Origin of the sequence: Streptomyces sp. M41 (assembly GCF_043673425.1) — a bacterium.
In the GTDB taxonomy this organism is placed as follows: Bacteria; Actinomycetota; Actinomycetes; order Streptomycetales; family Streptomycetaceae; genus Streptomyces.
Window position 1 is genome coordinate 204,710 of record NZ_JBIMKE010000003.1, and the last position, 22,323, is coordinate 227,032.

At 66.9% G+C, this 22,323-nt stretch carries 18 protein-coding genes and 1 tRNA gene; all 19 read left to right on the top strand.

The features are described 5' to 3' along the window. Positions 1-85 precede the first annotated feature (85 nt). The 19 genes from ACHBTE_RS05360 to pqqA all read left to right on the top strand — a co-directional run bounded on the left by ACHBTE_RS05360 (position 86) and on the right by pqqA (position 22,323). Positions 86-158, top strand: a tRNA-Trp gene (locus ACHBTE_RS05360). Between the two features lie 109 nt (positions 159-267). After that, complete coding sequence (gene secE / locus ACHBTE_RS05365; RefSeq protein ID WP_003998859.1) at positions 268-555, top strand: preprotein translocase subunit SecE; 288 nt, start codon at positions 268-270, stop codon at positions 553-555. Between the two features lie 80 nt (positions 556-635). Then, positions 636-1,487, top strand: a complete 852-nt coding sequence (gene nusG / locus ACHBTE_RS05370) for a transcription termination/antitermination protein NusG (RefSeq protein ID WP_394722220.1) — start codon at positions 636-638, stop codon at positions 1,485-1,487. Between the two features lie 165 nt (positions 1,488-1,652). Further along, positions 1,653-2,087, top strand: coding sequence for a 50S ribosomal protein L11 (gene rplK / locus ACHBTE_RS05375; protein WP_028805116.1), 435 nt, complete (start codon positions 1,653-1,655; stop codon positions 2,085-2,087). A gap of 77 nt (positions 2,088-2,164) precedes the next feature. Further along, positions 2,165-2,890 (top strand): 50S ribosomal protein L1, encoded by a 726-nt coding sequence (rplA, locus tag ACHBTE_RS05380; protein WP_394722221.1) that lies wholly within the window; start codon positions 2,165-2,167, stop codon positions 2,888-2,890. A gap of 130 nt (positions 2,891-3,020) precedes the next feature. Continuing rightward, positions 3,021-3,836 carry a hypothetical protein gene (locus ACHBTE_RS05385; RefSeq protein WP_394722222.1) on the top strand — a complete coding sequence of 272 codons (816 nt, stop codon included), beginning with the start codon at positions 3,021-3,023 and terminating at the stop codon, positions 3,834-3,836. A gap of 175 nt (positions 3,837-4,011) precedes the next feature. Beyond that, positions 4,012-4,845 carry a hypothetical protein gene (locus tag ACHBTE_RS05390; RefSeq protein WP_394722223.1) on the top strand — a complete coding sequence of 278 codons (834 nt, stop codon included), beginning with the start codon at positions 4,012-4,014 and terminating at the stop codon, positions 4,843-4,845. A gap of 289 nt (positions 4,846-5,134) precedes the next feature. After that, a complete protein-coding gene (rplJ, locus tag ACHBTE_RS05395; RefSeq protein WP_055622549.1) occupies positions 5,135-5,665 on the top strand; it encodes a 50S ribosomal protein L10 in 531 nt (176 codons plus the stop codon). Positions 5,666-5,774: 109 nt separating this feature from the next. Continuing rightward, a complete protein-coding gene (gene rplL, locus ACHBTE_RS05400) occupies positions 5,775-6,164 on the top strand; it encodes a 50S ribosomal protein L7/L12 (protein ID WP_394722478.1) in 390 nt (129 codons plus the stop codon). Between the two features lie 557 nt (positions 6,165-6,721). After that, positions 6,722-10,207, top strand: a complete 3,486-nt coding sequence (gene rpoB / locus ACHBTE_RS05405; protein ID WP_394722224.1) for a DNA-directed RNA polymerase subunit beta — start codon at positions 6,722-6,724, stop codon at positions 10,205-10,207. Positions 10,208-10,305: 98 nt separating this feature from the next. After that, entirely contained in the window at positions 10,306-14,205 is a 3,900-nt protein-coding gene (locus ACHBTE_RS05410; protein WP_394722225.1) for a DNA-directed RNA polymerase subunit beta', read from the top strand. A gap of 177 nt (positions 14,206-14,382) precedes the next feature. Beyond that, positions 14,383-14,967: a DUF1707 and DUF4190 domain-containing protein gene (locus ACHBTE_RS05415; protein WP_394722226.1), complete on the top strand. Its 585-nt coding sequence runs from the start codon at positions 14,383-14,385 to the stop codon at positions 14,965-14,967. A gap of 341 nt (positions 14,968-15,308) precedes the next feature. Further along, on the top strand, positions 15,309-15,680 hold the full coding sequence (rpsL, locus tag ACHBTE_RS05420; protein ID WP_003948652.1) for a 30S ribosomal protein S12: 372 nt from the start codon (positions 15,309-15,311) through the stop codon (positions 15,678-15,680). A gap of 2 nt (positions 15,681-15,682) precedes the next feature. Then, positions 15,683-16,153 carry a 30S ribosomal protein S7 gene (gene rpsG / locus ACHBTE_RS05425; protein ID WP_003992340.1) on the top strand — a complete coding sequence of 157 codons (471 nt, stop codon included), beginning with the start codon at positions 15,683-15,685 and terminating at the stop codon, positions 16,151-16,153. A gap of 39 nt (positions 16,154-16,192) precedes the next feature. Next, positions 16,193-18,319, top strand: coding sequence for an elongation factor G (gene fusA, locus ACHBTE_RS05430; protein WP_394722227.1), 2,127 nt, complete (start codon positions 16,193-16,195; stop codon positions 18,317-18,319). A gap of 156 nt (positions 18,320-18,475) precedes the next feature. Beyond that, positions 18,476-19,669, top strand: coding sequence for an elongation factor Tu (gene tuf / locus ACHBTE_RS05435; RefSeq protein WP_030839706.1), 1,194 nt, complete (start codon positions 18,476-18,478; stop codon positions 19,667-19,669). Positions 19,670-19,862: 193 nt separating this feature from the next. Further along, positions 19,863-20,963 carry a PQQ-dependent sugar dehydrogenase gene (locus tag ACHBTE_RS05440; RefSeq protein ID WP_394722228.1) on the top strand — a complete coding sequence of 367 codons (1,101 nt, stop codon included), beginning with the start codon at positions 19,863-19,865 and terminating at the stop codon, positions 20,961-20,963. A gap of 43 nt (positions 20,964-21,006) precedes the next feature. Continuing rightward, positions 21,007-22,125, top strand: coding sequence for a PQQ-dependent sugar dehydrogenase (locus ACHBTE_RS05445; protein ID WP_394722229.1), 1,119 nt, complete (start codon positions 21,007-21,009; stop codon positions 22,123-22,125). Between the two features lie 57 nt (positions 22,126-22,182). Then, entirely contained in the window at positions 22,183-22,323 is a 141-nt protein-coding gene (gene pqqA / locus ACHBTE_RS05450; protein WP_394722230.1) for a pyrroloquinoline quinone precursor peptide PqqA, read from the top strand.

Here is a 22,323-nt window from a genome sequence, read left to right on the forward strand (position 1 = left end):
CTCACCTCGTTGGCCTTCAGCAGCCCGCAGCCGCCAGGTGCACACCGAGCATCCGGTCGGATGCGGTACGTTGGGGAAGACGCAAAGGGTCGTAGCTCAATTGGTAGAGCACCGGTCTCCAAAACCGGCGGTTGGGGGTTCAAGTCCCTCCGGCCCTGCTACACACACCATCGCCAGGATGTGTGCGCATGTACGTACAGCACTGCACCGCCGTGCGGCTCAGACCCGGGCGCGGCACGGCCACGACCCGGAATCAGGTGAGGACGAGTGACGGACGCCGTGGGCTCCATCGACATGCCTGATGCCCAGGACGAGGCGCCGGAGTCCAAGAAGAAGACCCGTAAGGGCGGCAAGCGCGCCAAGAAGGGTCCGCTGAAGCGACTCGCGCTCTTCTACCGCCAGATCGTCGCGGAGCTCCGCAAGGTCGTCTGGCCGACGCGCAACCAGCTGACGACGTACACCACTGTGGTGATCATCTTCGTCGTCATCATGATCGGCCTGGTGACCGTGATTGACTATGGGCTCGACAACGCGGCCAAGTACGTCTTTGGCTGAGCCAAGAGCGAAGGGCGCCGTGGTTACCGGCGCCCCTTTCGCATGTTCCACCCCTATGTATCCAGGAAGAAGCAGCCACCGTGTCTGACCAGAACGTGAACGACGCCATCGAGCCACACGGGCAGGGTGTCGAGTCCGTGGAAGACGAGCTCGACATCGTCGAAGGCGCGGACGAGGACCTGGACCAGGTCGAGGCTGCCGACGCCGAGGTGGGCGAGCCGGCCGAGGAAGCCGCGCTCCACGTGGAAGAGGAGCCCTCGGCGGACGCCGAGGCCGAGGCCGTCGAGGCCGCCGACGAGGAGGAGGCCGAGCCGGTCGACCCCATCGCCGCGCTTCGCGAGGAGCTCCGCACCCTCCCCGGCGAGTGGTACGTCATCCACACCTACGCCGGTTATGAGAACCGCGTGAAGACCAACCTCGAGCAGCGCGCCGTCTCGCTGAACGTCGAGGACTACATCTTCCAGGCCGAGGTGCCGCAGGAAGAGGTCGTCCAGATCAAGAACGGCGACCGCAAGACGATCAAGCAGAACAAGCTGCCGGGCTACGTCCTGGTCCGCATGGACCTCACGAACGAGTCCTGGGGCGTCGTCCGCAACACCCCTGGCGTCACCGGCTTCGTGGGCAACGCCTACGACCCGTACCCGCTGACCCTGGACGAGATCGTCAAGATGCTCGCCCCGGAGGCCGAGGAGAAGGCCGCCCGCGAGGCCGCCGAGGCCGAGGGCAAGCCGGCTCCGCAGCGCAAGGTCGAGGTCCAGGTGCTGGACTTCGAGGTCGGCGACTCGGTCACGGTCACCGACGGCCCGTTCGCCACGCTCCAGGCGACCATCAACGAGATCAACGCCGACTCGAAGAAGGTCAAGGGTCTCGTCGAGATCTTCGGTCGCGAGACGCCGGTCGAGCTGAGCTTCGACCAGATCCAGAAGAACTAGCTTCTTCAGGAAGAGCTTCCGAGCAGGTCAGACCAGCTGTCACAGCTTGTCTGACCTGCTCGGTTTTTGGCCGCGCATCTATACCCGTTATCGTTGTGCGGTATGCCTGCATCCAGTAGAGCCATTTGGGAGCAGGTAGGACCCGAAGAGAGGAACCGGAGAGCAATGCCTCCCAAGAAGAAGAAGGTCACGGGGCTGATCAAGCTCCAGATCCAGGCCGGTGCCGCGAACCCGGCTCCGCCGGTCGGCCCCGCGCTGGGTCAGCACGGCGTCAACATCATGGAGTTCTGCAAGGCCTACAACGCCGCGACCGAGTCGCAGCGCGGTTGGGTCATCCCGGTGGAGATCACGGTCTACGAGGACCGTTCCTTCACCTTCATCACCAAGACGCCGCCGGCCGCCAAGATGATCCTCAAGGCCGCGGGCGTGGAGAAGGGCTCCGGCGAGCCGCACAAGACCAAGGTCGCCAAGATCACCGAGGCGCAGGTCCGCGAGATCGCCACCACCAAGATGCCCGACCTCAACGCCAACGACCTGGACGCCGCTGCGAAGATCATCGCCGGCACCGCCCGTTCCATGGGCATCACGGTCGAGGGCTGATCCCACCTCCCCCAAGCAGTGAGTGGCAGGGCCTGCTCGGCCCGGACCACAACTCCTAAGAAAACCCAGGAGCAGTAGTGAGCAAGCGCAGCAAGACTCTCCGCGCTGCGGACGCCAAGGTCGACCGGGAGAAGCTCTACGCCCCGCTCGAGGCCGTCCGTCTCGCCAAGGAGACGTCCGCGACCAAGTTCGACGGCACCGTCGAGGTCGCCTTCCGTCTGGGTGTCGACCCGCGTAAGGCCGACCAGATGGTCCGTGGCACCGTGAACCTTCCGCACGGCACCGGTAAGACCGCCCGGGTCCTGGTCTTCGCGACCGGTGACCGTGCCGAGGCCGCGCGTGCCGCGGGCGCCGACATCGTCGGTGCCGATGAACTGATCGACGAGGTCTCGAAGGGCCGTCTGGACTTCGACGCCGTCGTCGCCACCCCGGACCTCATGGGCAAGGTCGGCCGCCTCGGCCGTGTGCTCGGTCCGCGTGGTCTGATGCCGAACCCGAAGACCGGCACCGTCACCCCCGACGTGGCCAAGGCCGTTACCGACATCAAGGGCGGCAAGATCGAGTTCCGCGTCGACAAGCACTCGAACCTGCACTTCATCATCGGCAAGGTGTCCTTCGACGACACCAAGCTGGTGGAGAACTACGGCGCCGCGCTGGAGGAGATCCTCCGTCTGAAGCCGTCCGCCGCCAAGGGTCGCTACATCAAGAAGGCCGCCATCAGCACCACGATGGGCCCCGGCATTCCGGTCGACTCCAACCGCACCCGCAACCTCCTCGTCGAGGAGGACCCGGCCGCGGTCTGAGCCATCGGCTCACCAGGCTCGTAGACGGGCCCCGCACCCTTCCCGGGTGCGGGGCCCGTTCCCGCTCTCCGGCCCCTTTGTCAGTGCGTTGGGTTAACGTGCATTCACGGGATTCACACCGGGGGGACGAATGACGAGCACCAAGGGGCGCCGGTCGGCGGCCTTCTGGGTCGCGCTTGCGGCCGTGCCGGCGTTCCTGACCGCCTGCACGTCCTCCGACCGGCCCACACAGGACGCCCGCCCCTCGGCCGGGGTGACGGCCGCCCTGCGCACCGTCGAGCGGTCCACCGACCGGGCCGAGTCCGCCCACGTCACGTCCACGACCACCATGGGCTCCACGCTCTCCATGAAGTCCGACGGCGCCCTGGCCTGGAGCGACGGCCTCACCGGCACCCTGAGGATCACGTACACCGGCGGCACGACGGCAGAGGCGATGCGCCGTCTGGGCACCACGTCGATGGAGGCCCGCTATCTCCCGGACGCCTACTACGCGCGCATGGGGGACGCGTTCGCCGAGAAGGCCGACGGCAAGCACTGGATCAAGTACGTCTACGCCGATCTGAAGCACTTCGCCGGGAGCTCCGGAGCGGACCTGGCGGAACAGATGCGCGGCTCCGCGCCGCACACAGCGGTGAAGCTGCTGCTGACCTCCACGGACGTACGGAAGGTCGGCGAGGAGGCGGTGCGCGGCACCCGCACCACGCACTACTCGGGCACGGTGCAGGGCGAGGGCGCCGCGACCCATACCGTCCAGATATGGGTCGATGACCGGAACCTGCTGGTCAAGAAGGTCGAGAAGGGCCGCACGGCGACCGGAAGCCTGACCCAGACCGCCTACTACAGCGACTACGGCGTGCGGGCCACGGCCGAGGAGCCTCCGGCGGCGGACACCGCGGACTTCAAGGAGCTGCTGAAGATACGCGAGGGACTCGGGACCACCCCCTGAGGGCGCCGACGAGCCGATCGTGCCGAGCGAGCCGCGTCGGACCGCTCTGTTCCGAGGACCGCCCCGGCCTCCTGGGATACGCTCCCGATCTTGCTGTGCGCCGACGACGCATCAGCCATGTGTTCCTTGGGGGGAATCGATGAAGCGTCCCGTACGCGCCGCTGTGCCTGTCTCCATGCCCCGTCGGGCGGCCGGTGCCGCCCTCGCGGCGCTCCTGCTCGCCGGCTGCGGGACCGGCGCGGACGCGGGGCGGCCCGTGGACTCGCCGGCCGCCGAGGCCGTCGCACGGGCCGCGGAGAAGGCCGAGGCCGTCACGTCCGTGCGATACCGGGTGACCGGCCGGATGCCTCAGCGAGGGAAGATCGCGGACGAGGGGGCTGCCCGTGAGGAGCCGGCCGCGGGTCTGCTGAAGACGGTCAACCTGGGCGGCGAGGAGCGGGGGGAGACCGAACTGCGCCTGGTCGGCGGCGTGCTGTACGCGAGCGCGCCCGACGACATGGTCGAGGAGATGGGCGGCCGGCACTGGATCAGCTACGGCCCGGCCACCGAGCTCACCACCGCGGGAGGGCTGCGCATGGATGTGGCCGGACTGCGCGACCAGGTGAGCCGCAACCCGGCCCGGGAAGCCGCCTTCCTGGCCGCAGCCGAGGACGTCGAGCGGATCGGCGCCGAGACGGTCGGCGGCACCGGCACCACGCACTACTCGGGCACGGTCACCGTCGACGAGCTTCGCGCCTCGCTCGACGACGTGGCGGACAAGGCCGTCCGGCAAGGACAGGCGAACAGCCTCCGCCAGTACGAGAAGCAGGGCGTGGACGAGCTCACCCTCGATGTGTGGGTCGACGGCGACGACCGCGTCAAGCAGCTCCGCACCCAGGGCTTCGGCCGCCATGGCGAGCTGGACCTCACCTGCACCTTCCTCGACCAGGGCAACCCGGTGACCGTCCGGGCACCGCGCGCCGCCGACACCGCCGACGTGCGCAAGCCCCTCGAGAAGAACAGGGGCTGAGCACCGTAAGGGCCGATTTGCCTCACGGTGATGGCGTCCCGTACTCTCCTACAGAAGCCCAAGACCGCTGGTCGTTGCCGTGCGCTCACTAGAGGGTGCGGTGGCCGAAGGATCCGCTGAAATGCGGGCGACCCGCGCAGGTGACTGTGGAAGAACTCCCGAAGCATGTACGTCCCGTGCGTGCACTCGGTCGAGTCCGCCCCGTGCGCCTGCGCCGGGGCGTTTCGTTTTCCCCAGTCCTCCTTCGGGTCCGCGCGGTCAGAATCACCCGGAAGGAGGCCGAGGCTCTATGGCGAGGCCCGACAAGGCTGCCGCAGTGGCGGAGTTGACGGAGCAGTTCCGCAACTCCAGCGCTGCCGTGCTGACCGAGTACCGCGGTCTCACCGTGGCGCAGCTCAAGACGCTGCGTCGTTCGCTCGGTGAGAACGCCCAGTACGCCGTGGTGAAGAACACGCTGACCAAGATTGCGGCCAACGAGGCCGGGATCTCGACGCTGGACGACCTGTTCAACGGTCCGACGGCTGTCGCCTTCGTCACCGGTGACCCGGTGGAGTCGGCGAAGGGTCTCCGTGACTTCGCCAAGGACAACCCGAATCTCGTCATCAAGGGCGGTGTCCTTGACGGCAAGGCGCTGTCCGCCGACGAGATCAAGAAGCTTGCGGACCTTGAGTCCCGCGAGGTTCTGCTCGCCAAGCTGGCGGGCGCTCTGAAGGGCAAGCAGACGCAGGCTGCTCAGGTCTTCCAGGCGCTCCCGTCGAAGCTCGTCCGCACCGTGGACGCGCTTCGTGCCAAGCAGGACGAGCAGGGCGGTGCCGAGTAATTCGGCTCGCACGATGACCGCCGCCGCCTGAGGCGGAGGTCGTAGCGGGCCAACGTACGCCCGCCATACATGTACATCCGGCACCTGCCGATTTAGTGGAAGGAAAGCCATCGTGGCTCTCACCCAGGACGAACTGCTCGCCGAGTTCGAGAACATGACCCTGATCCAGCTCTCCGAGTTCGTGAAGGCGTTCGAGGAGAAGTTCGACGTCACCGCCGCCGCCGCGGCCGTGGCCGTCGCCGCCCCCGCCGGTGGTGCCGGTGGCGGCGCCGAGCAGGCTGAGGAGAAGGACGAGTTCGACGTCATCCTCACCGGTGCCGGCGACAAGAAGATCCAGGTCATCAAGGTCGTGCGCGAGCTGACCTCCCTCGGCCTGAAGGAGGCCAAGGACCTGGTCGACGGTGCGCCGAAGCCGGTTCTGGAGAAGGTCAACAAGGAGGCCGCGGACAAGGCCAAGGAGTCCCTCGAGGGCGCCGGCGCCTCCGTCGAGGTCAAGTAAGACCTTCGCGAACGCCTGTGACAGCCCCGTAGGGCTGTAACGCGAACGCACCGAAGAGCGATCATCCATTCGGGTGGTCGCTCTTCGGCGTTCCGGGGGCGCGACCGCGGTTGCCTTGCACCCGCATCGGCGAGGGGTATGGTGATCTTCGTCGTGTCCCTGGTCGGCCCGGGGTTCGGGTGTGGGGGCCTTGACGAACCGCACGCAGCGCGCAATTCTCAGGACGCGTCGTCACAAGGATCCGAATCCGAGGCATGGATCGACGGCGAAGAGGGCAGTATCAACGTGCGTTGAAGGACGGCATGGCGCAGGCGTTGAGAACAACGAGGGTCTCTGAAAACCGGGACTGGACATCAGTGTGCCAAGTGGCTACACTGACCCTTTGCGCTGCCTGTTAGCTGTCCCCTGCCCGTCACCAGGGGTCTGCCCTCGCCTCAGCATGACGATCGGAACATCCCCGACCTGGCCGAACAGCCAAATCAGGGAAGCCTGTCTCTGTGCGCGGGTGAGGGGCCGGTACGCGCGTAGTGAGTCCGAGCCCTCGGAAGGACCCCCTCTTGGCCGCCTCGCGCACTGCCTCGACCGCGAATACGAACAACGGCGCAAGCACCGCCCCGCTGCGCATCTCTTTTGCAAAGATCAAGGAGCCCCTCGAGGTTCCGAACCTGCTCGCGCTGCAGACCGAGAGCTTCGACTGGCTGCTCGGCAACACCGCCTGGCAGAGTCGGGTCGAGGCGGCTCTGGAGTCCGGTCAGGACGTCCCCACCAAGTCCGGCCTCGAGGAGATCTTCGAGGAGATCTCTCCGATCGAGGACTTCTCCGGGTCGATGTCGCTGACGTTCCGCGACCACCGTTTCGAGCCCCCGAAGAACAGCATCGACGAGTGCAAGGAGCGCGACTTCACGTACGCGGCTCCGCTCTTCGTCACGGCCGAGTTCACGAACAACGAGACCGGCGAGATCAAGTCCCAGACGGTCTTCATGGGCGACTTCCCGCTCATGACCAACAAGGGCACCTTCGTCATCAACGGCACCGAGCGTGTCGTGGTGTCGCAGCTGGTCCGTTCGCCTGGTGTCTACTTCGACAGCTCGATCGACAAGACGTCCGACAAGGACATCTTCTCCGCCAAGATCATCCCGTCCCGGGGTGCCTGGCTGGAGATGGAGATCGACAAGCGCGACATGGTCGGCGTGCGCATCGACCGCAAGCGCAAGCAGTCCGTCACCGTACTGCTCAAGGCGCTCGGCTGGACGACCGAGCAGATCCTCGAGGAGTTCGGCGAGTACGAGTCGATGCGCGCCACCCTGGAGAAGGACCACACCCAGGGCCAGGACGACGCGCTGCTCGACATCTACCGCAAGCTGCGTCCGGGCGAGCCCCCCACGCGTGAGGCCGCGCAGACGCTGCTGGAGAACCTGTACTTCAACCCCAAGCGCTACGACCTCGCCAAGGTCGGCCGCTACAAGGTCAACAAGAAGCTGGGTGCGGACGCTCCGCTCGACGCGGGCGTCCTGACCGTCGAGGACGTCATCTCGACGATCAAGTACCTGGTCAAGCTGCACGCGGGCGAGACCGAGACGGTCGCCGAGGGCGGTCAGACGATCGTTGTCGAGACCGACGACATCGACCACTTCGGCAACCGTCGTCTGCGCAGCGTCGGCGAGCTCATCCAGAACCAGGTCCGCACGGGTCTGGCTCGTATGGAGCGCGTCGTGCGCGAGCGCATGACGACCCAGGACGTCGAGGCGATCACGCCGCAGACCCTGATCAACATCCGGCCGGTCGTCGCCTCCATCAAGGAGTTCTTCGGCACCAGCCAGCTGTCGCAGTTCATGGACCAGAACAACCCGCTGTCCGGGCTGACGCACAAGCGTCGTCTGTCCGCGCTCGGCCCGGGTGGTCTGTCCCGCGAGCGGGCCGGCTTCGAGGTCCGTGACGTTCACCCGTCGCACTACGGCCGCATGTGCCCGATCGAGACGCCTGAAGGCCCGAACATCGGTCTGATCGGCTCGCTCGCCTCGTACGGCCGGGTCAACGCGTTCGGTTTCGTCGAGACCCCGTACCGCAAGGTCATCGACGGCCAGGTCACCGACGAGGTCGACTACCTGACCGCCGACGAAGAGGACCGCTTCGTCATCGCGCAGGCCAACGCGCCGCTGACGAACGACCTCCGCTTCGAAGAGGCCCGTGTGCTCGTCCGCCGTCGTGGCGGCGAGGTCGACTACGTCGGCGGCGAGGACGTCGACTACATGGACGTCTCGCCGCGCCAGATGGTGTCGGTCGCGACCGCCATGATCCCGTTCCTCGAGCACGACGACGCCAACCGCGCCCTCATGGGCGCGAACATGATGCGTCAGGCCGTTCCGCTCATCAAGGCGGAGTCGCCGCTCGTCGGCACCGGCATGGAGTACCGCTCCGCCGTCGACGCCGGCGACGTGGTCAAGGCCGAGAAGGCGGGTGTGGTCCAGGAGGTCTCCGCGGACTACATCACCACCGCCAACGACGACGGCACGTACATCACGTACCGCCTGGCCAAGTTCGCCCGCTCCAACCAGGGCACCTCGGTCAACCAGAAGGTCATCGTCCACGAGGGCGACCGGATCATCGAGGGCCAGGTCCTCGCCGACGGTCCGGCCACCCAGAACGGCGAGATGGCGCTCGGCAAGAACCTGCTCGTGGCGTTCATGCCGTGGGAGGGTCACAACTACGAGGACGCGATCATCCTGTCGCAGCGCCTCGTGCAGGACGACGTCCTCTCCTCGATCCACATCGAGGAGCACGAGGTCGACGCCCGTGACACCAAGCTCGGCCCCGAGGAGATCACCCGGGACATCCCGAACGTCTCCGAGGAGGTCCTCGCCGACCTCGACGAGCGCGGCATCATCCGCATCGGTGCCGAGGTCATCGCCGGTGACATCCTCGTCGGCAAGGTGACCCCCAAGGGTGAGACCGAGCTGACGCCGGAGGAGCGCCTGCTGCGCGCGATCTTCGGTGAGAAGGCCCGTGAGGTCCGTGACACCTCGCTGAAGGTGCCGCACGGCGAGACCGGCAAGGTCATCGGCGTCCGCGTCTTCGACCGCGAGGAGGGCGACGAGCTTCCCCCCGGTGTGAACCAGCTGGTGCGCGTCTACGTCGCGCAGAAGCGCAAGATCACCGACGGTGACAAGCTCGCCGGCCGTCACGGCAACAAGGGCGTCATCTCCAAGATCCTGCCCATCGAGGACATGCCGTTCCTCGAGGACGGGACCCCGGTCGACATCATCCTCAACCCGCTGGGTGTGCCGTCCCGAATGAACCCGGGACAGGTCCTGGAGATCCACCTCGGCTGGCTCGCCAGCCGCGGCTGGGACGTCTCCGGCCTCGCGGACGAGTGGGCGCAGCGCCTCCAGGCGATCGGCGCCGACGCCGTCCAGCCGGGCACGAACGTCGCGACCCCCGTCTTCGACGGTGCGCGCGAGGACGAGCTCGCCGGTCTGCTCGAGCACACGATCCCGAACCGCGACGGCGAGCGCATGGTGCTCCCGACCGGTAAGGCCCCGCTGTTCGACGGCCGCTCGGGTGAGCCGTTCCCGGAGCCGATCTCGGTCGGCTACATGTACATCCTCAAGCTGCACCACCTGGTCGACGACAAGCTGCACGCCCGTTCGACCGGCCCGTACAGCATGATCACCCAGCAGCCGCTGGGTGGTAAGGCCCAGTTCGGTGGCCAGCGCTTCGGTGAGATGGAGGTGTGGGCGCTGGAGGCTTACGGCGCCGCGTACGCCCTCCAGGAGCTGCTGACCATCAAGTCCGACGACGTCACCGGCCGCGTGAAGGTCTACGAGGCCATCGTCAAGGGCGAGAACATCCCCGAGCCCGGCATCCCCGAGTCCTTCAAGGTGCTCATCAAGGAGATGCAGTCGCTCTGCCTGAACGTGGAGGTGCTGTCCAGCGACGGTATGTCCATCGAGATGCGTGACACCGACGAGGACGTCTTCCGCGCTGCGGAGGAGCTCGGCATCGACCTGTCCCGGCGCGAGCCGAGCAGCGTCGAAGAGGTCTGACGGGAGTCCGGCGGGGCCCTCACCCTTGAGGGCCCCGCCGACCCCCAGGCCCCCGTTTCAGACCAAAGACTCACGACCCTGAGAGGGATTGACGCATAGTGCTCGACGTCAACTTCTTCGACGAGCTCCGGATCGGCCTGGCCACCGCGGACGACATCCGTCAGTGGAGCCACGGCGAGGTCAAGAAGCCCGAGACCATCAACTACCGCACCCTGAAGCCCGAAAAGGACGGACTCTTCTGCGAGAAGATCTTCGGTCCGACCCGGGACTGGGAGTGCTACTGCGGCAAGTACAAGCGCGTCCGCTTCAAGGGCATCATCTGTGAGCGCTGCGGCGTCGAGGTGACCCGCGCCAAGGTGCGCCGTGAGCGGATGGGCCACATCGAGCTGGCCGCTCCCGTCACGCACATCTGGTACTTCAAGGGTGTCCCGAGCCGGCTGGGCTACCTGCTCGACCTGGCTCCCAAGGACCTCGAGAAGGTCATCTACTTCGCGGCGTACATGATCACGTACGTCGACGAGGAGCGCCGTACCCGCGACCTGCCCTCCCTGGAGGCGCACGTCTCCGTCGAGCGTCAGCAGGTCGAGAACCGCCGGGACGCCGACCTCGAGGCCCGCGCCAAGAAGCTCGAGACCGACCTGGCCGAGCTGGAGGCCGAGGGCGCCAAGGCCGACGTGCGCCGCAAGGTGCGCGAGGGTGCCGAGCGCGAGATGAAGCAGCTGCGTGACCGTGCGCAGCGCGAGATCGACCGTCTCGACGAGGTCTGGACTCGCTTCAAGAACCTCAAGGTCCAGGACCTGGAGGGCGACGAGCTCCTCTACCGCGAGCTGCGTGACCGCTTCGGCACGTACTTCGACGGCTCGATGGGTGCCGCGGCGCTGCAGAAGCGCCTGGAGTCCTTCGACCTCGACGAGGAGGCCGAGAAGCTCCGCGAGATCATCCGCACCGGCAAGGGCCAGAAGAAGACCCGTGCGCTCAAGCGCCTGAAGGTCGTCTCCGCGTTCCTGCAGACCAGCAACAGCCCCAAGGGCATGGTGCTGGACTGCGTGCCGGTCATCCCGCCGGACCTTCGCCCGATGGTGCAGCTGGACGGTGGCCGCTTCGCGACCTCCGACCTGAACGACCTGTACCGCCGTGTGATCAACCGGAACAACCGACTGAAGCGCCTTCTCGACCTCGGTGCGCCCGAGATCATCGTGAACAACGAGAAGCGCATGCTCCAGGAGGCCGTCGACGCGCTGTTCGACAACGGCCGCCGTGGTCGCCCGGTCACCGGTCCCGGTAACCGTCCGCTGAAGTCCCTCAGCGACATGCTGAAGGGTAAGCAGGGTCGATTCCGTCAGAACCTGCTCGGTAAGCGTGTGGACTACTCCGCGCGTTCCGTGATCGTCGTCGGTCCGCAGCTGAAGCTGCACCAGTGCGGTCTGCCCAAGGCGATGGCGCTGGAGCTCTTCAAGCCGTTCGTGATGAAGCGCCTGGTCGACCTGAACCACGCGCAGAACATCAAGAGCGCCAAGCGCATGGTGGAGCGCGGCCGCACGGTCGTGTACGACGTCCTCGAAGAGGTCATCGCCGAGCACCCGGTTCTGCTGAACCGTGCTCCCACCCTGCACCGCCTCGGCATCCAGGCCTTCGAGCCGCAGCTGGTCGAGGGCAAGGCCATCCAGATCCACCCGCTCGTGTGCACCGCGTTCAACGCGGACTTCGACGGTGACCAGATGGCCGTGCACCTGCCGCTGTCCGCGGAGGCGCAGGCCGAGGCCCGCATCCTGATGCTGTCCTCGAACAACATCCTCAAGCCCGCCGACGGCCGTCCGGTGACGATGCCGACCCAGGACATGGTCCTCGGTCTGTTCTTCCTCACCACCGACGGCGAGATGCGTGACGTCAAGGGCCAGGACCGCGGCTTCTCGTCCGTGGCCGAGGCGATCATGGCGTTCGACGCGGGCGAGCTGTCGCTCCAGTCGAAGATCGACGTGCGCTTCCCGGTCGGCACCATCCCGCCCCGTGGCTGGACCCCGCCGGCGCAGGAGGAGGGCGAGCCGGAGTGGCAGCAGGGTGACTCGTTCCGGCTGCGGACGACCCTGGGCCGCGCGCTCTTCAACGAGCTGCTGCCCGAGGACTACCCGTTCGTCGACTACGAGGTCGGCAAGAAGCAGCTCTCCGAGATCGTCAACGACCTCGCCGAGCGCTACCCGAAGGTCATCGTGGCGGCGACGCTCGACAACCTGAAGGCGGCCGGCTTCTACTGGGCCACCCGTTCCGGCGTCACCGTCGCCATCTCCGACGTCGTCGTTCCCGAGGCGAAGAAGGAGATCGTCCGCGGCTACGAGGCGCAGGACGAGAAGGTCCAGAAGCAGTACGAGCGCGGTCTGATCACCAAGGACGAGCGCACGCAGGAGCTCATCGCGATCTGGACCAAGGCGACCAACGAGGTCGCCGAGGCGATGAACGACAACTTCCCGAAGACCAACCCGATCTTCATGATGGTGAACTCGGGTGCACGAGGCAACATGATGCAGATGCGTCAGATTGCCGGTATGCGTGGTCTGGTGTCGAACGCGAAGAACGAGACGATCCCGCGTCCGATCAAGGCGTCCTTCCGTGAGGGCCTGTCCGTGCTGGAGTACTTCATCTCCACGCACGGTGCCCGTAAGGGTCTGGCGGACACCGCCCTGCGTACCGCCGACTCGGGTTACCTGACCCGACGTCTGGTGGACGTCTCGCAGGACGTGATCATCCGCGAGGAGGACTGCGGCACCGAGCGCGGTCTGAAGCTGAAGATCGCCCACCGCGACGCCGCGGGTGTGCTGCGCAAGGCCGAGGACGTCGAGACCAGCGTCTACGCCCGCATGCTCGCCGAGGACGTCGTCATCGACGGCAAGGTGATCGCGCCGGCCAACGTGGACCTGGGCGACGTGCTCATCGACCAGCTGGTGCACCACGGCGTCGAGGAGGTCAAGACCCGCTCGATCCTGACCTGCGAGTCGCACGTCGGCACCTGCGCCATGTGCTACGGCCGCTCGCTGGCCACCGGCAAGCTGGTCGACATCGGTGAGGCGGTCGGCATCATCGCCGCCCAGTCCATCGGTGAGCCCGGTACCCAGCTGACGATGCGTACCTTCCACACCGGTGGTGTGGCCGGTGACGACATCACCCAGGGTCTGCCGCGTGTCGTCGAGCTCTTCGAGGCCCGTACCCCGAAGGGTGTCGCCCCGATCTCCGAGGCCACCGGCCGCGTGCGGATCGAGGAGACCGAGAAGACCAAGAAGATCGTCGTCACCCCGGACGACGGCAGCGACGAGACGGCGTACCCGATCTCGAAGCGTGCCCGACTCCTGGTCAGCGAGGGCGAGCACGTCGAGGTGGGCCAGAAGCTCACCGTGGGTGCCACCAACCCGCACGACGTGCTGCGCATCCTGGGCCAGCGTGCCGTCCAGGTCCACCTGGTCGGCGAGGTCCAGAAGGTCTACAACTCGCAGGGTGTGTCGATCCACGACAAGCACATCGAGATCATCATCCGGCAGATGCTCCGCCGTGTGACGATCATCGAGTCCGGCGACGCCGAGCTGCTGCCCGGCGAGCTGGTCGAGCGCTCGAAGTTCGAGACCGAGAACCGTCGTGTGGTGCAGGAGGGCGGTCACCCGGCCTCCGGTCGTCCGCAGCTCATGGGTATCACCAAGGCCTCGCTGGCCACGGAGTCCTGGCTGTCGGCGGCGTCCTTCCAGGAGACGACGCGAGTCCTCACGGACGCGGCGATCAACGCCAAGTCCGACTCGCTCATCGGCCTCAAGGAGAACGTCATCATCGGTAAGCTCATCCCGGCCGGTACGGGTCTGTCCCGCTACCGCAACATCCGGGTCGAGCCGACCGAGGAGGCCAAGGCCGCGATGTACTCGGCCGTCGGCTACGACGACATCGACTACTCGCCGTTCGGCACCGGCTCCGGCCAGGCCGTTCCGCTGGAGGACTACGACTACGGTCCGTACAACCAGTAAGCGGGCAGCCTGAACCCAGGCGCAGTCGAGGGCGGTCACCTTTCGGGGTGGCCGCCCTTCGGCGTCCCCGGGACGCGCCGGGCCGGTCTCCGGGTTTTCTCCGGGCCGACCCCGATGCCGGGAAGGGCGGTTCGGCGCATCATGGAAGGACTCCGACCAGTACGGGGGAGGTGCTCCATGACGCAGCCGTCGTGGCAGCCGTGGCAGCCCTGGCAGTCATGGCAGGGGAGCGGTGTGCCGCAGCCGGGGCAGGGCGGTGGTGTCCCGCAGCGGTGGGCCGGTCCCGGTGCCCCATCGATGCTGGCCTCGCATGCCGACCGTGAGCGTGCCGTGGATGTGCTCAGAGCGGGGTACGGCGAAGGGCGGCTGGAGAAGCCCGAGTTCGAGCAGCGGGTGGCGCGGGCCTACGCGGCTCGTACGGTGGGGGAGCTGGCCCTGCTCGTCGCTGACCTGCCCTTGGGGCCGATGCCGCAGCCTGCGGCCGTCACCCCCGTGCCGCGCACGTTCCTGGCGTCGCCCCGCCCGCCCACGAACAGCAAGGCCGTCGGGTCGGCGGTCTGCGGGGTGCTGTGCCTGGTGAGCTTCGGGCTGACCGGCATTCCGGCCGTGGTCCTGGGCCACGCGGCCCGCTCCGAGATACGCCGCTCCGGGGAGACCGGCGACACGCTCGCCCTGACCGGGCTCGTACTGGGGTGGCTGTCGACGGCGGGCTGGGCGATTCTGCTGGCCCTGATGATCGTGGCCGCCGCGGCGTCCGCGTGAGTGCCATGAGTCCCGTGCGCCTTGGCAGCCCCCGGTGGTCCGATCGGGGATTCGAAGATCGAAATCGCCGTGCGGTCTTGACATCGGGCGCAGGGCGATGCGGGCAGGGCCCATTTGTTTTGACCGCAGCGAATGAGGTAGGTACGCTCAGACCTTGTGCCTGGGGTGTGCCCTGGCTCTCGTGCGTGCCTTCAACCGCATAACGAGCTGTGAGCGGCCACCGCAATCTGTGCTCTTTTCGCCTCGCGGCGGGAGTCCGCCGGATTCGACACACCCGACCGCGTGGGTCGGCGACGTTCCAGGTTAGCTTCACCATTCGGCACACAGAAACCGGAGAAGTAGTGCCTACGATCCAGCAGCTGGTCCGTAAGGGCCGGCAGGACAAGGTCGAGAAGAACAAGACGCCCGCACTCGAGGGTTCCCCTCAGCGTCGTGGCGTCTGCACGCGTGTGTTCACGACCACCCCGAAGAAGCCGAACTCGGCCCTGCGTAAGGTCGCGCGTGTGCGTCTGACCAGCGGGATCGAGGTCACCGCTTACATTCCGGGTGAGGGACACAACCTGCAGGAGCACTCCATCGTGCTCGTGCGCGGCGGCCGTGTGAAGGACCTGCCGGGTGTTCGCTACAAGATCATCCGTGGCTCCCTCGACACCCAGGGTGTCAAGAACCGCAAGCAGGCCCGTTCCCGCTACGGCGCCAAGAAGGAGAAGTAAGAATGCCTCGTAAGGGCCCCGCCCCGAAGCGCCCGGTCATCATCGACCCGGTCTACGGTTCTCCTCTGGTCACGTCGCTCATCAACAAGGTGCTGCTGAACGGCAAGCGTTCCACCGCCGAGCGCATCGTCTACGGCGCCATGGAGGGTCTGCGTGAGAAGACGGGCAACGACCCGATCATCACGCTGAAGCGCGCGCTGGAGAACATCAAGCCGACCCTCGAGGTCAAGTCCCGCCGTGTCGGTGGTGCGACGTACCAGGTTCCGATCGAGGTCAAGCCCGGTCGTGCCAACACGCTCGCGCTGCGCTGGCTCGTCGGCTACTCCCGCGCCCGTCGCGAGAAGACCATGACCGAGCGTCTGCTCAACGAGCTTCTCGACGCTTCGAACGGCCTCGGTGCGGCCGTCAAGAAGCGCGAGGACACGCACAAGATGGCCGAGTCCAACAAGGCCTTCGCGCACTACCGCTGGTAGTCGCTACCCACATCGAGACCGAGAGAAGACTGAAGCCTTATGGCTACCACTTCACTTGACCTGGCCAAGGTCCGCAACATCGGGATCATGGCCCACATCGACGCGGGCAAGACGACCACCACCGAGCGGATCCTGTTCTACACCGGTGTGTCTTACAAGATCGGTGAGGTCCACGACGGCGCTGCCACCATGGACTGGATGGAGCAGGAGCAGGAGCGTGGCATCACGATCACCTCTGCTGCCACCACCTGTCACTGGCCGCTGGACGACGTCGACCACACCATCAACATCATCGACACCCCGGGCCACGTCGACTTCACCGTCGAGGTGGAGCGTTCCCTGCGCGTGCTCGACGGTGCCGTGACGGTGTTCGACGGCGTCGCCGGCGTTGAGCCGCAGTCCGAGACGGTGTGGCGTCAGGCGGACCGCTACGGCGTTCCGCGTATCTGCTTCGTCAACAAGCTCGACCGGACCGGCGCGGAGTTCCACCGCTGCGTCGACATGATCTCGGACCGCCTCGGTGCGCAGCCGCTGGTCATGCAGCTTCCGATCGGCGCCGAGGCCGACTTCAAGGGCGTTGTGGACCTGGTCCGCATGAAGGCGCTCGTGTGGTCCGCCGAGGCCGCCAAGGGCGAGATGTACGACGTCGTCGACATCCCGGCCACGCACACCGAGGCTGCCGAGGAGTACCGCGGCAAGCTGATCGAGGGCGTCGCCGAGAACGACGAAGAGATCATGGAGCTGTACCTGGAGGGCCAGGAGCCCACCGAGGAGCAGCTGTACGCCGCGATCCGTCGCATCACCATCGCGTCCGGCAAGTCCAGCGACACCACGGTCACCCCGGTGTTCTGTGGCACCGCGTTCAAGAACAAGGGCGTCCAGCCCCTGCTCGACGCGGTCGTGCGCTACCTCCCCACCCCCCTGGACGTCGAGGCCATCGAGGGCCACGACGTCAAGGACCCGGAGACGGTCGTCAAGCGCAAGCCGTCCGAGGACGAGCCGCTGTCCGCGCTCGCCTTCAAGATCATGAGCGACCCGCACCTCGGCAAGCTCACCTTCGTCCGGGTCTACTCGGGCCGCCTGGAGTCCGGCACCTCGGTGCTGAACTCCGTCAAGGGCAAGAAGGAGCGCATCGGCAAGATCTACCGCATGCACGCGAACAAGCGTGAGGAGATCGAGTCGGTGGGCGCCGGCGACATCATCGCCGTGATGGGTCTGAAGCAGACCACGACCGGTGAGACGCTGTGCGACGACAAGCAGCCGGTGATCCTGGAGTCCATGGACTTCCCGGCGCCGGTCATCCAGGTCGCCATCGAGCCCAAGTCCAAGGGTGACCAGGAGAAGCTGGGTGTCGCCATCCAGCGTCTCGCGGAGGAGGACCCCTCCTTCCAGGTCCACTCGGACGAGGAGACCGGCCAGACCATCATCGGTGGTATGGGCGAGCTGCACCTCGAGGTGCTGGTCGACCGTATGCGCCGTGAGTTCAAGGTCGAGGCCAACGTCGGCAAGCCGCAGGTCGCTTACCGCGAGACGATCCGCAAGGCCGTCGAGCGCGTCGACTACACGCACAAGAAGCAGACTGGTGGTACCGGCCAGTTCGCCAAGGTGCAGATCGCGATCGAGCCGATCGAGGGCGGCGACGCCTCGTACGAGTTCGTGAACAAGGTGACCGGTGGTCGTATCCCGAAGGAGTACATCCCTTCGGTCGACGCCGGTGCGCAGGAGGCCATGCAGTTCGGCATCCTCGCGGGCTACGAGATGACCGGCGTGCGCGTCACGCTGATCGACGGTGGCTACCACGAGGTCGACTCCTCCGAGCTCGCCTTCAAGATCGCCGGTTCGCAGGCCTTCAAGGAGGCCGCGCGCAAGGCCAGCCCCGTGCTGCTCGAGCCGATGATGGCCGTCGAGGTCACCACGCCCGAGGACTACATGGGTGAGGTCATCGGCGACATCAACTCCCGCCGTGGCCAGATTCAGGCCATGGAGGAGCGGGCCGGTGCCCGCGTCGTGAAGGGTCTCGTGCCCCTCTCGGAGATGTTCGGCTACGTCGGCGACCTGCGCAGCAAGACGTCCGGCCGTGCGAGCTACTCCATGCAGTTCGACTCCTACGCCGAGGTTCCGCGGAACGTCGCCGAGGAGATCATCGCGAAGGCCAAGGGCGAGTAACGCACCGCGTTCACACGCTTTAGGCTTGACTCCGGAGCCTCAGGGGGCATTCCACCGCAATAGCGGTCGGAATGCCCCGGGGCCCGGGCTTTCCAGCAAAGATCACCTGGCGCCGATGAAGCAAGGCGTTCAGAACCACTCCACAGGAGGACCCCAGTGGCGAAGGCGAAGTTCGAGCGGACTAAGCCGCACGTCAACATCGGCACCATCGGTCACATCGACCACGGTAAGACGACCCTCACGGCCGCCATTACCAAGGTGCTGCACGACGCGTACCCGGACCTGAACGAGGCCTCGGCGTTCGACCAGATCGACAAGGCTCCTGAGGAGCGCCAGCGCGGTATCACCATCTCCATCGCGCACGTCGAGTACCAGACCGAGACGCGTCACTACGCCCACGTCGACTGCCCCGGTCACGCGGACTACATCAAGAACATGATCACCGGTGCTGCCCAGATGGACGGCGCCATCCTCGTGGTCGCCGCCACCGACGGCCCGATGCCGCAGACCAAGGAGCACGTGCTCCTGGCCCGCCAGGTCGGCGTTCCGTACATCGTCGTCGCCCTGAACAAGGCCGACATGGTGGACGACGAGGAGATCCTGGAGCTCGTCGAGCTCGAGGTCCGCGAGCTGCTCTCCGAGTACGAGTTCCCGGGCGACGACCTGCCGGTCGTCAAGGTCTCGGCGCTCAAGGCCCTCGAGGGCGACAAGGAGTGGGGCAACTCCGTCCTCGAGCTGATGAAGGCCGTGGACGAGAACATCCCGCAGCCCGAGCGTGACGTCGACAAGCCGTTCCTGATGCCGATCGAGGACGTCTTCACGATCACCGGTCGTGGCACCGTCGTCACCGGTCGTATCGAGCGTGGTGTCCTCAAGGTCAACGAGACCGTCGACATCGTGGGCATCAAGCAGGAGAAGACCACCACCACGGTCACCGGCATCGAGATGTTCCGCAAGCTGCTCGACGAGGGCCAGGCCGGTGAGAACGTCGGTCTGCTCCTCCGCGGCATCAAGCGCGAGGACGTCGAGCGCGGCCAGGTCATCATCAAGCCGGGCTCGGTCACCCCGCACACCGAGTTCGAGGCGCAGGCCTACATCCTGTCCAAGGACGAGGGTGGCCGCCACACGCCGTTCTTCAACAACTACCGTCCGCAGTTCTACTTCCGTACGACGGACGTGACCGGCGTCGTGACCCTCCCCGAGGGCACCGAGATGGTCATGCCGGGTGACAACACCGAGATGAAGGTGGAGCTCATCCAGCCCGTCGCCATGGAAGAGGGCCTGAAGTTCGCCATCCGTGAGGGTGGCCGGACGGTCGGCGCCGGCCAGGTCACCAAGATCAACAAGTGAGCTTGTTGACTTGACCTGGTAGCTCCAGCGCGAGCTCCTGAAGGGGCCCGTACGACTTCGGTCGTACGGGCCCTTTCGCTGTTCCGGGACGGCTCTCGCGCTGACGGGGGCGCTCACTCTCGTGGCTCACCCCGGGTGGCATGCCGATCACGCCTCGCAAAGATTGCTGGGAGGAATGAAGAAAGGTGTCGGCATGGCACATTCGGGCCGCTGGGTGCGGTATTCATCCCGGTTCTGCATAACCTCGCTCACCGCTGCGGCTGCCCTGCTGGCCGGAGCGGTGCCGTCAACCACCGCTCTGGGCAAGGGAGTTGCCGAGCGAGCCGCCGTCGACGTAGCCGGGTTCTCCTCGGGCTGGTCCAATCCCTGGGCCATCTCCTTCCTGCCGGGCGGACGCTCGGCCCTGGTGACCGAGAACGAGACCGCCCGGGTCTACCGCCTGCGCACCGACGGCACCCGGACCCTCGTCGGCAAGGTGCCGAAGGTGGCCGTCTTCCAGCCCGGTGACCAGGCCAAGGGCGGGCTGCTGGGGGTGGCGCCCTCTCCGACCTGGGACGGCAGGAAGGACAAGCACGTCTTCTTCATGCACACCACGGCGTCCGGGAGCCGGGTGGTGCGGATGAACTTCGACGGCAGATCGCTCAGCGGCTACACCGTCGTCCTCGGGGGGCTCAAGCGGGGCTCGAACCATCACGGCGGCAAGATCGCCTTCGGCCCGGACAAGTACCTCTACGTCGCGACCGGCGAGGCCACGCACGCCCGGCTCGCGCAGGACAAGAACTCGCTCAACGGGAAGATCCTGCGGATCACCAGGAGCGGGAAGCCGGCTCCGGGCAACCCCTTCGGCAACCACGTCTACAGCTACGGCCACCGCAATCCGCAGGGCCTGGCCTGGGACCGCAAGGGCCGGCTCTGGTCGGTGGAGATCGGGCAGGAAGCCAAGGACGAGCTCAACCTGATCGAGCGGGGCGCCAACTACGGCTGGCCCACCTGCGAGGGCACCTGCGCAGTCAAGGGCATGACCAGCCCCAGGGCCACCTGGAACCACACCACCGCCCCGGCGCAGATCGCCGTCGTCGGCGACGACCTCTATGTGTCGTCGCTGCGCGGCTACCAGCTCTGGCGCGTCCCGGTCGCCGCCGCTCTCCAGGGTACGGGCGACAGCGCGAAGACCAAGGTCTTCTCGGGCTACGCGCTGCGGGCCCTCACGAAGGTCCCCGGCAGGAACGAGCTGTGGCTGGGCACCGCGAGGCAGGCGGACGGCGACCGGATCCTCCGTGTGACCGTCGGCTGACGCCACCGCGCCGCCGGATCGAGCAACGACGAAGGACATCCACATGACCCACATACGCCGCTCGATGCGGCTTTCCTCCCGGTTCGGCAGAGCCTCGCTGGCCACCGCCACCGCCACCACCGTCGCGCTGCTGGCGACGGCTCTGACCCAGCCGGTGACCGCCGCCCCGGCTGCCGCCGACGGTGGCGCACCGGCCGGCGTCAAGACGCTGTCGAAGGGCTGGCACACCCCCTGGGGCATCTCCTTCCTGCCGAACGGCAGGACCGCCCTGGTGACCGAGCGACTGTCCTACCAGGTCTACCGCCTGGACCGGGACGGCGCCAAGAAGTGGGTCGGCGAGGTGCCGTACACCGTCCCGGAACCGTACGACGAGGGCGCCGGCGGACTGCTGGGCGTCGCTGCGTCGCCGACGTGGGACGGCAGGAAGGACAAGCGGGTGTTCTTCATGCACACCACGAAGGACGAAACCCGCGTCGTCCGGATGGACTTCGACGGCAGCTCGCTCGGCGCGTACACCCCGATCCTCACGGGAATCCGACGCGGCGGCGACCACAACGGCGGCCGGATCGCCTTCGGCCCGGACGGCTACCTGTACGTCTCGACCGGCGAGGCCCTCCAGCCGAAGCTCGCGCAGGACAAGAAGTCCCTCAACGGCAAGATCCTGCGGATCACCAAGACCGGGAAGCCGGCTCCCGGCAACCCCTTCCGCAACCGCGTCTACAGCTACGGCCACCGCAATCCGCAGGGCCTGGCCTGGGACCGCAAGGGCCGGCTCTGGTCGGTGGAGATCGGGCAGCAGACGCACGACGAGCTCAACCTGATCAAGCGGGGCGCCAACTACGGCTGGCCCGACTGCGAGGGCACCTGCGCCCGCAAGGGCATGACCGACCCCAAGGCCACCTTCAGCCCGGAGAAGGGCGTCCCCGCACAGCTCGCCGTCGTGCGCAACGTCCTGTACGTGTCCTCGCTGCGCGGCCAGCGGCTGTGGCGCGTCCCGATCGACGGCACCCACGAGCGCGTCGGCACGAAGACCGCCTACTACCCCGGCACCTACGGCCGACTGCGCGCCATCGCCAAGGTCCCCGGCGCCGACGAGCTGTGGGTCGGCACCAGCGACCTGGGCTACGGCAAGGACAGAATCCTCCGCGTCCCCATCAAGTAGCCCTCGGCCGCCGGTGCCCCAAGTGTCAACTCCCCCTGACAGAAAGGACGTTCCGCCATGCACGAGACCGACGAACAGCTGAGGCCGGTCGAGCAGACCCCCTCGAAGCCGGCCGCCCACGCCACCTGGCAGGCCCCCGGCTACGAGGTCGTCGACACCGCGCTGGAGGTCACCGCCTACTCCCTCAGCTCCCGCTAG

Excerpts from the sequence above, each read along its gene's own strand:
- ACHBTE_RS05440 (WP_394722228.1), top strand. The coding sequence starts at position 19,863 with ATGGCACATTCGGGCCGCTGGGTGCGGTATTCATCCCGGTTCTGCATA.
- ACHBTE_RS05390 (WP_394722223.1), top strand. The coding sequence starts at position 4,012 with ATGCCCCGTCGGGCGGCCGGTGCCGCCCTCGCGGCGCTCCTGCTCGCC.
- ACHBTE_RS05445 (WP_394722229.1), top strand. The coding sequence starts at position 21,007 with ATGACCCACATACGCCGCTCGATGCGGCTTTCCTCCCGGTTCGGCAGA.
- rplJ (WP_055622549.1), top strand. The coding sequence starts at position 5,135 with ATGGCGAGGCCCGACAAGGCTGCCGCAGTGGCGGAGTTGACGGAGCAG.
- fusA (WP_394722227.1), top strand. The coding sequence starts at position 16,193 with ATGGCTACCACTTCACTTGACCTGGCCAAGGTCCGCAACATCGGGATC.
- rpsG (WP_003992340.1), top strand. The coding sequence starts at position 15,683 with ATGCCTCGTAAGGGCCCCGCCCCGAAGCGCCCGGTCATCATCGACCCG.
- pqqA (WP_394722230.1), top strand. The coding sequence starts at position 22,183 with ATGCACGAGACCGACGAACAGCTGAGGCCGGTCGAGCAGACCCCCTCG.
- ACHBTE_RS05415 (WP_394722226.1), top strand. The coding sequence starts at position 14,383 with ATGACGCAGCCGTCGTGGCAGCCGTGGCAGCCCTGGCAGTCATGGCAG.
- ACHBTE_RS05385 (WP_394722222.1), top strand. The coding sequence starts at position 3,021 with ATGACGAGCACCAAGGGGCGCCGGTCGGCGGCCTTCTGGGTCGCGCTT.
- rplK (WP_028805116.1), top strand. The coding sequence starts at position 1,653 with ATGCCTCCCAAGAAGAAGAAGGTCACGGGGCTGATCAAGCTCCAGATC.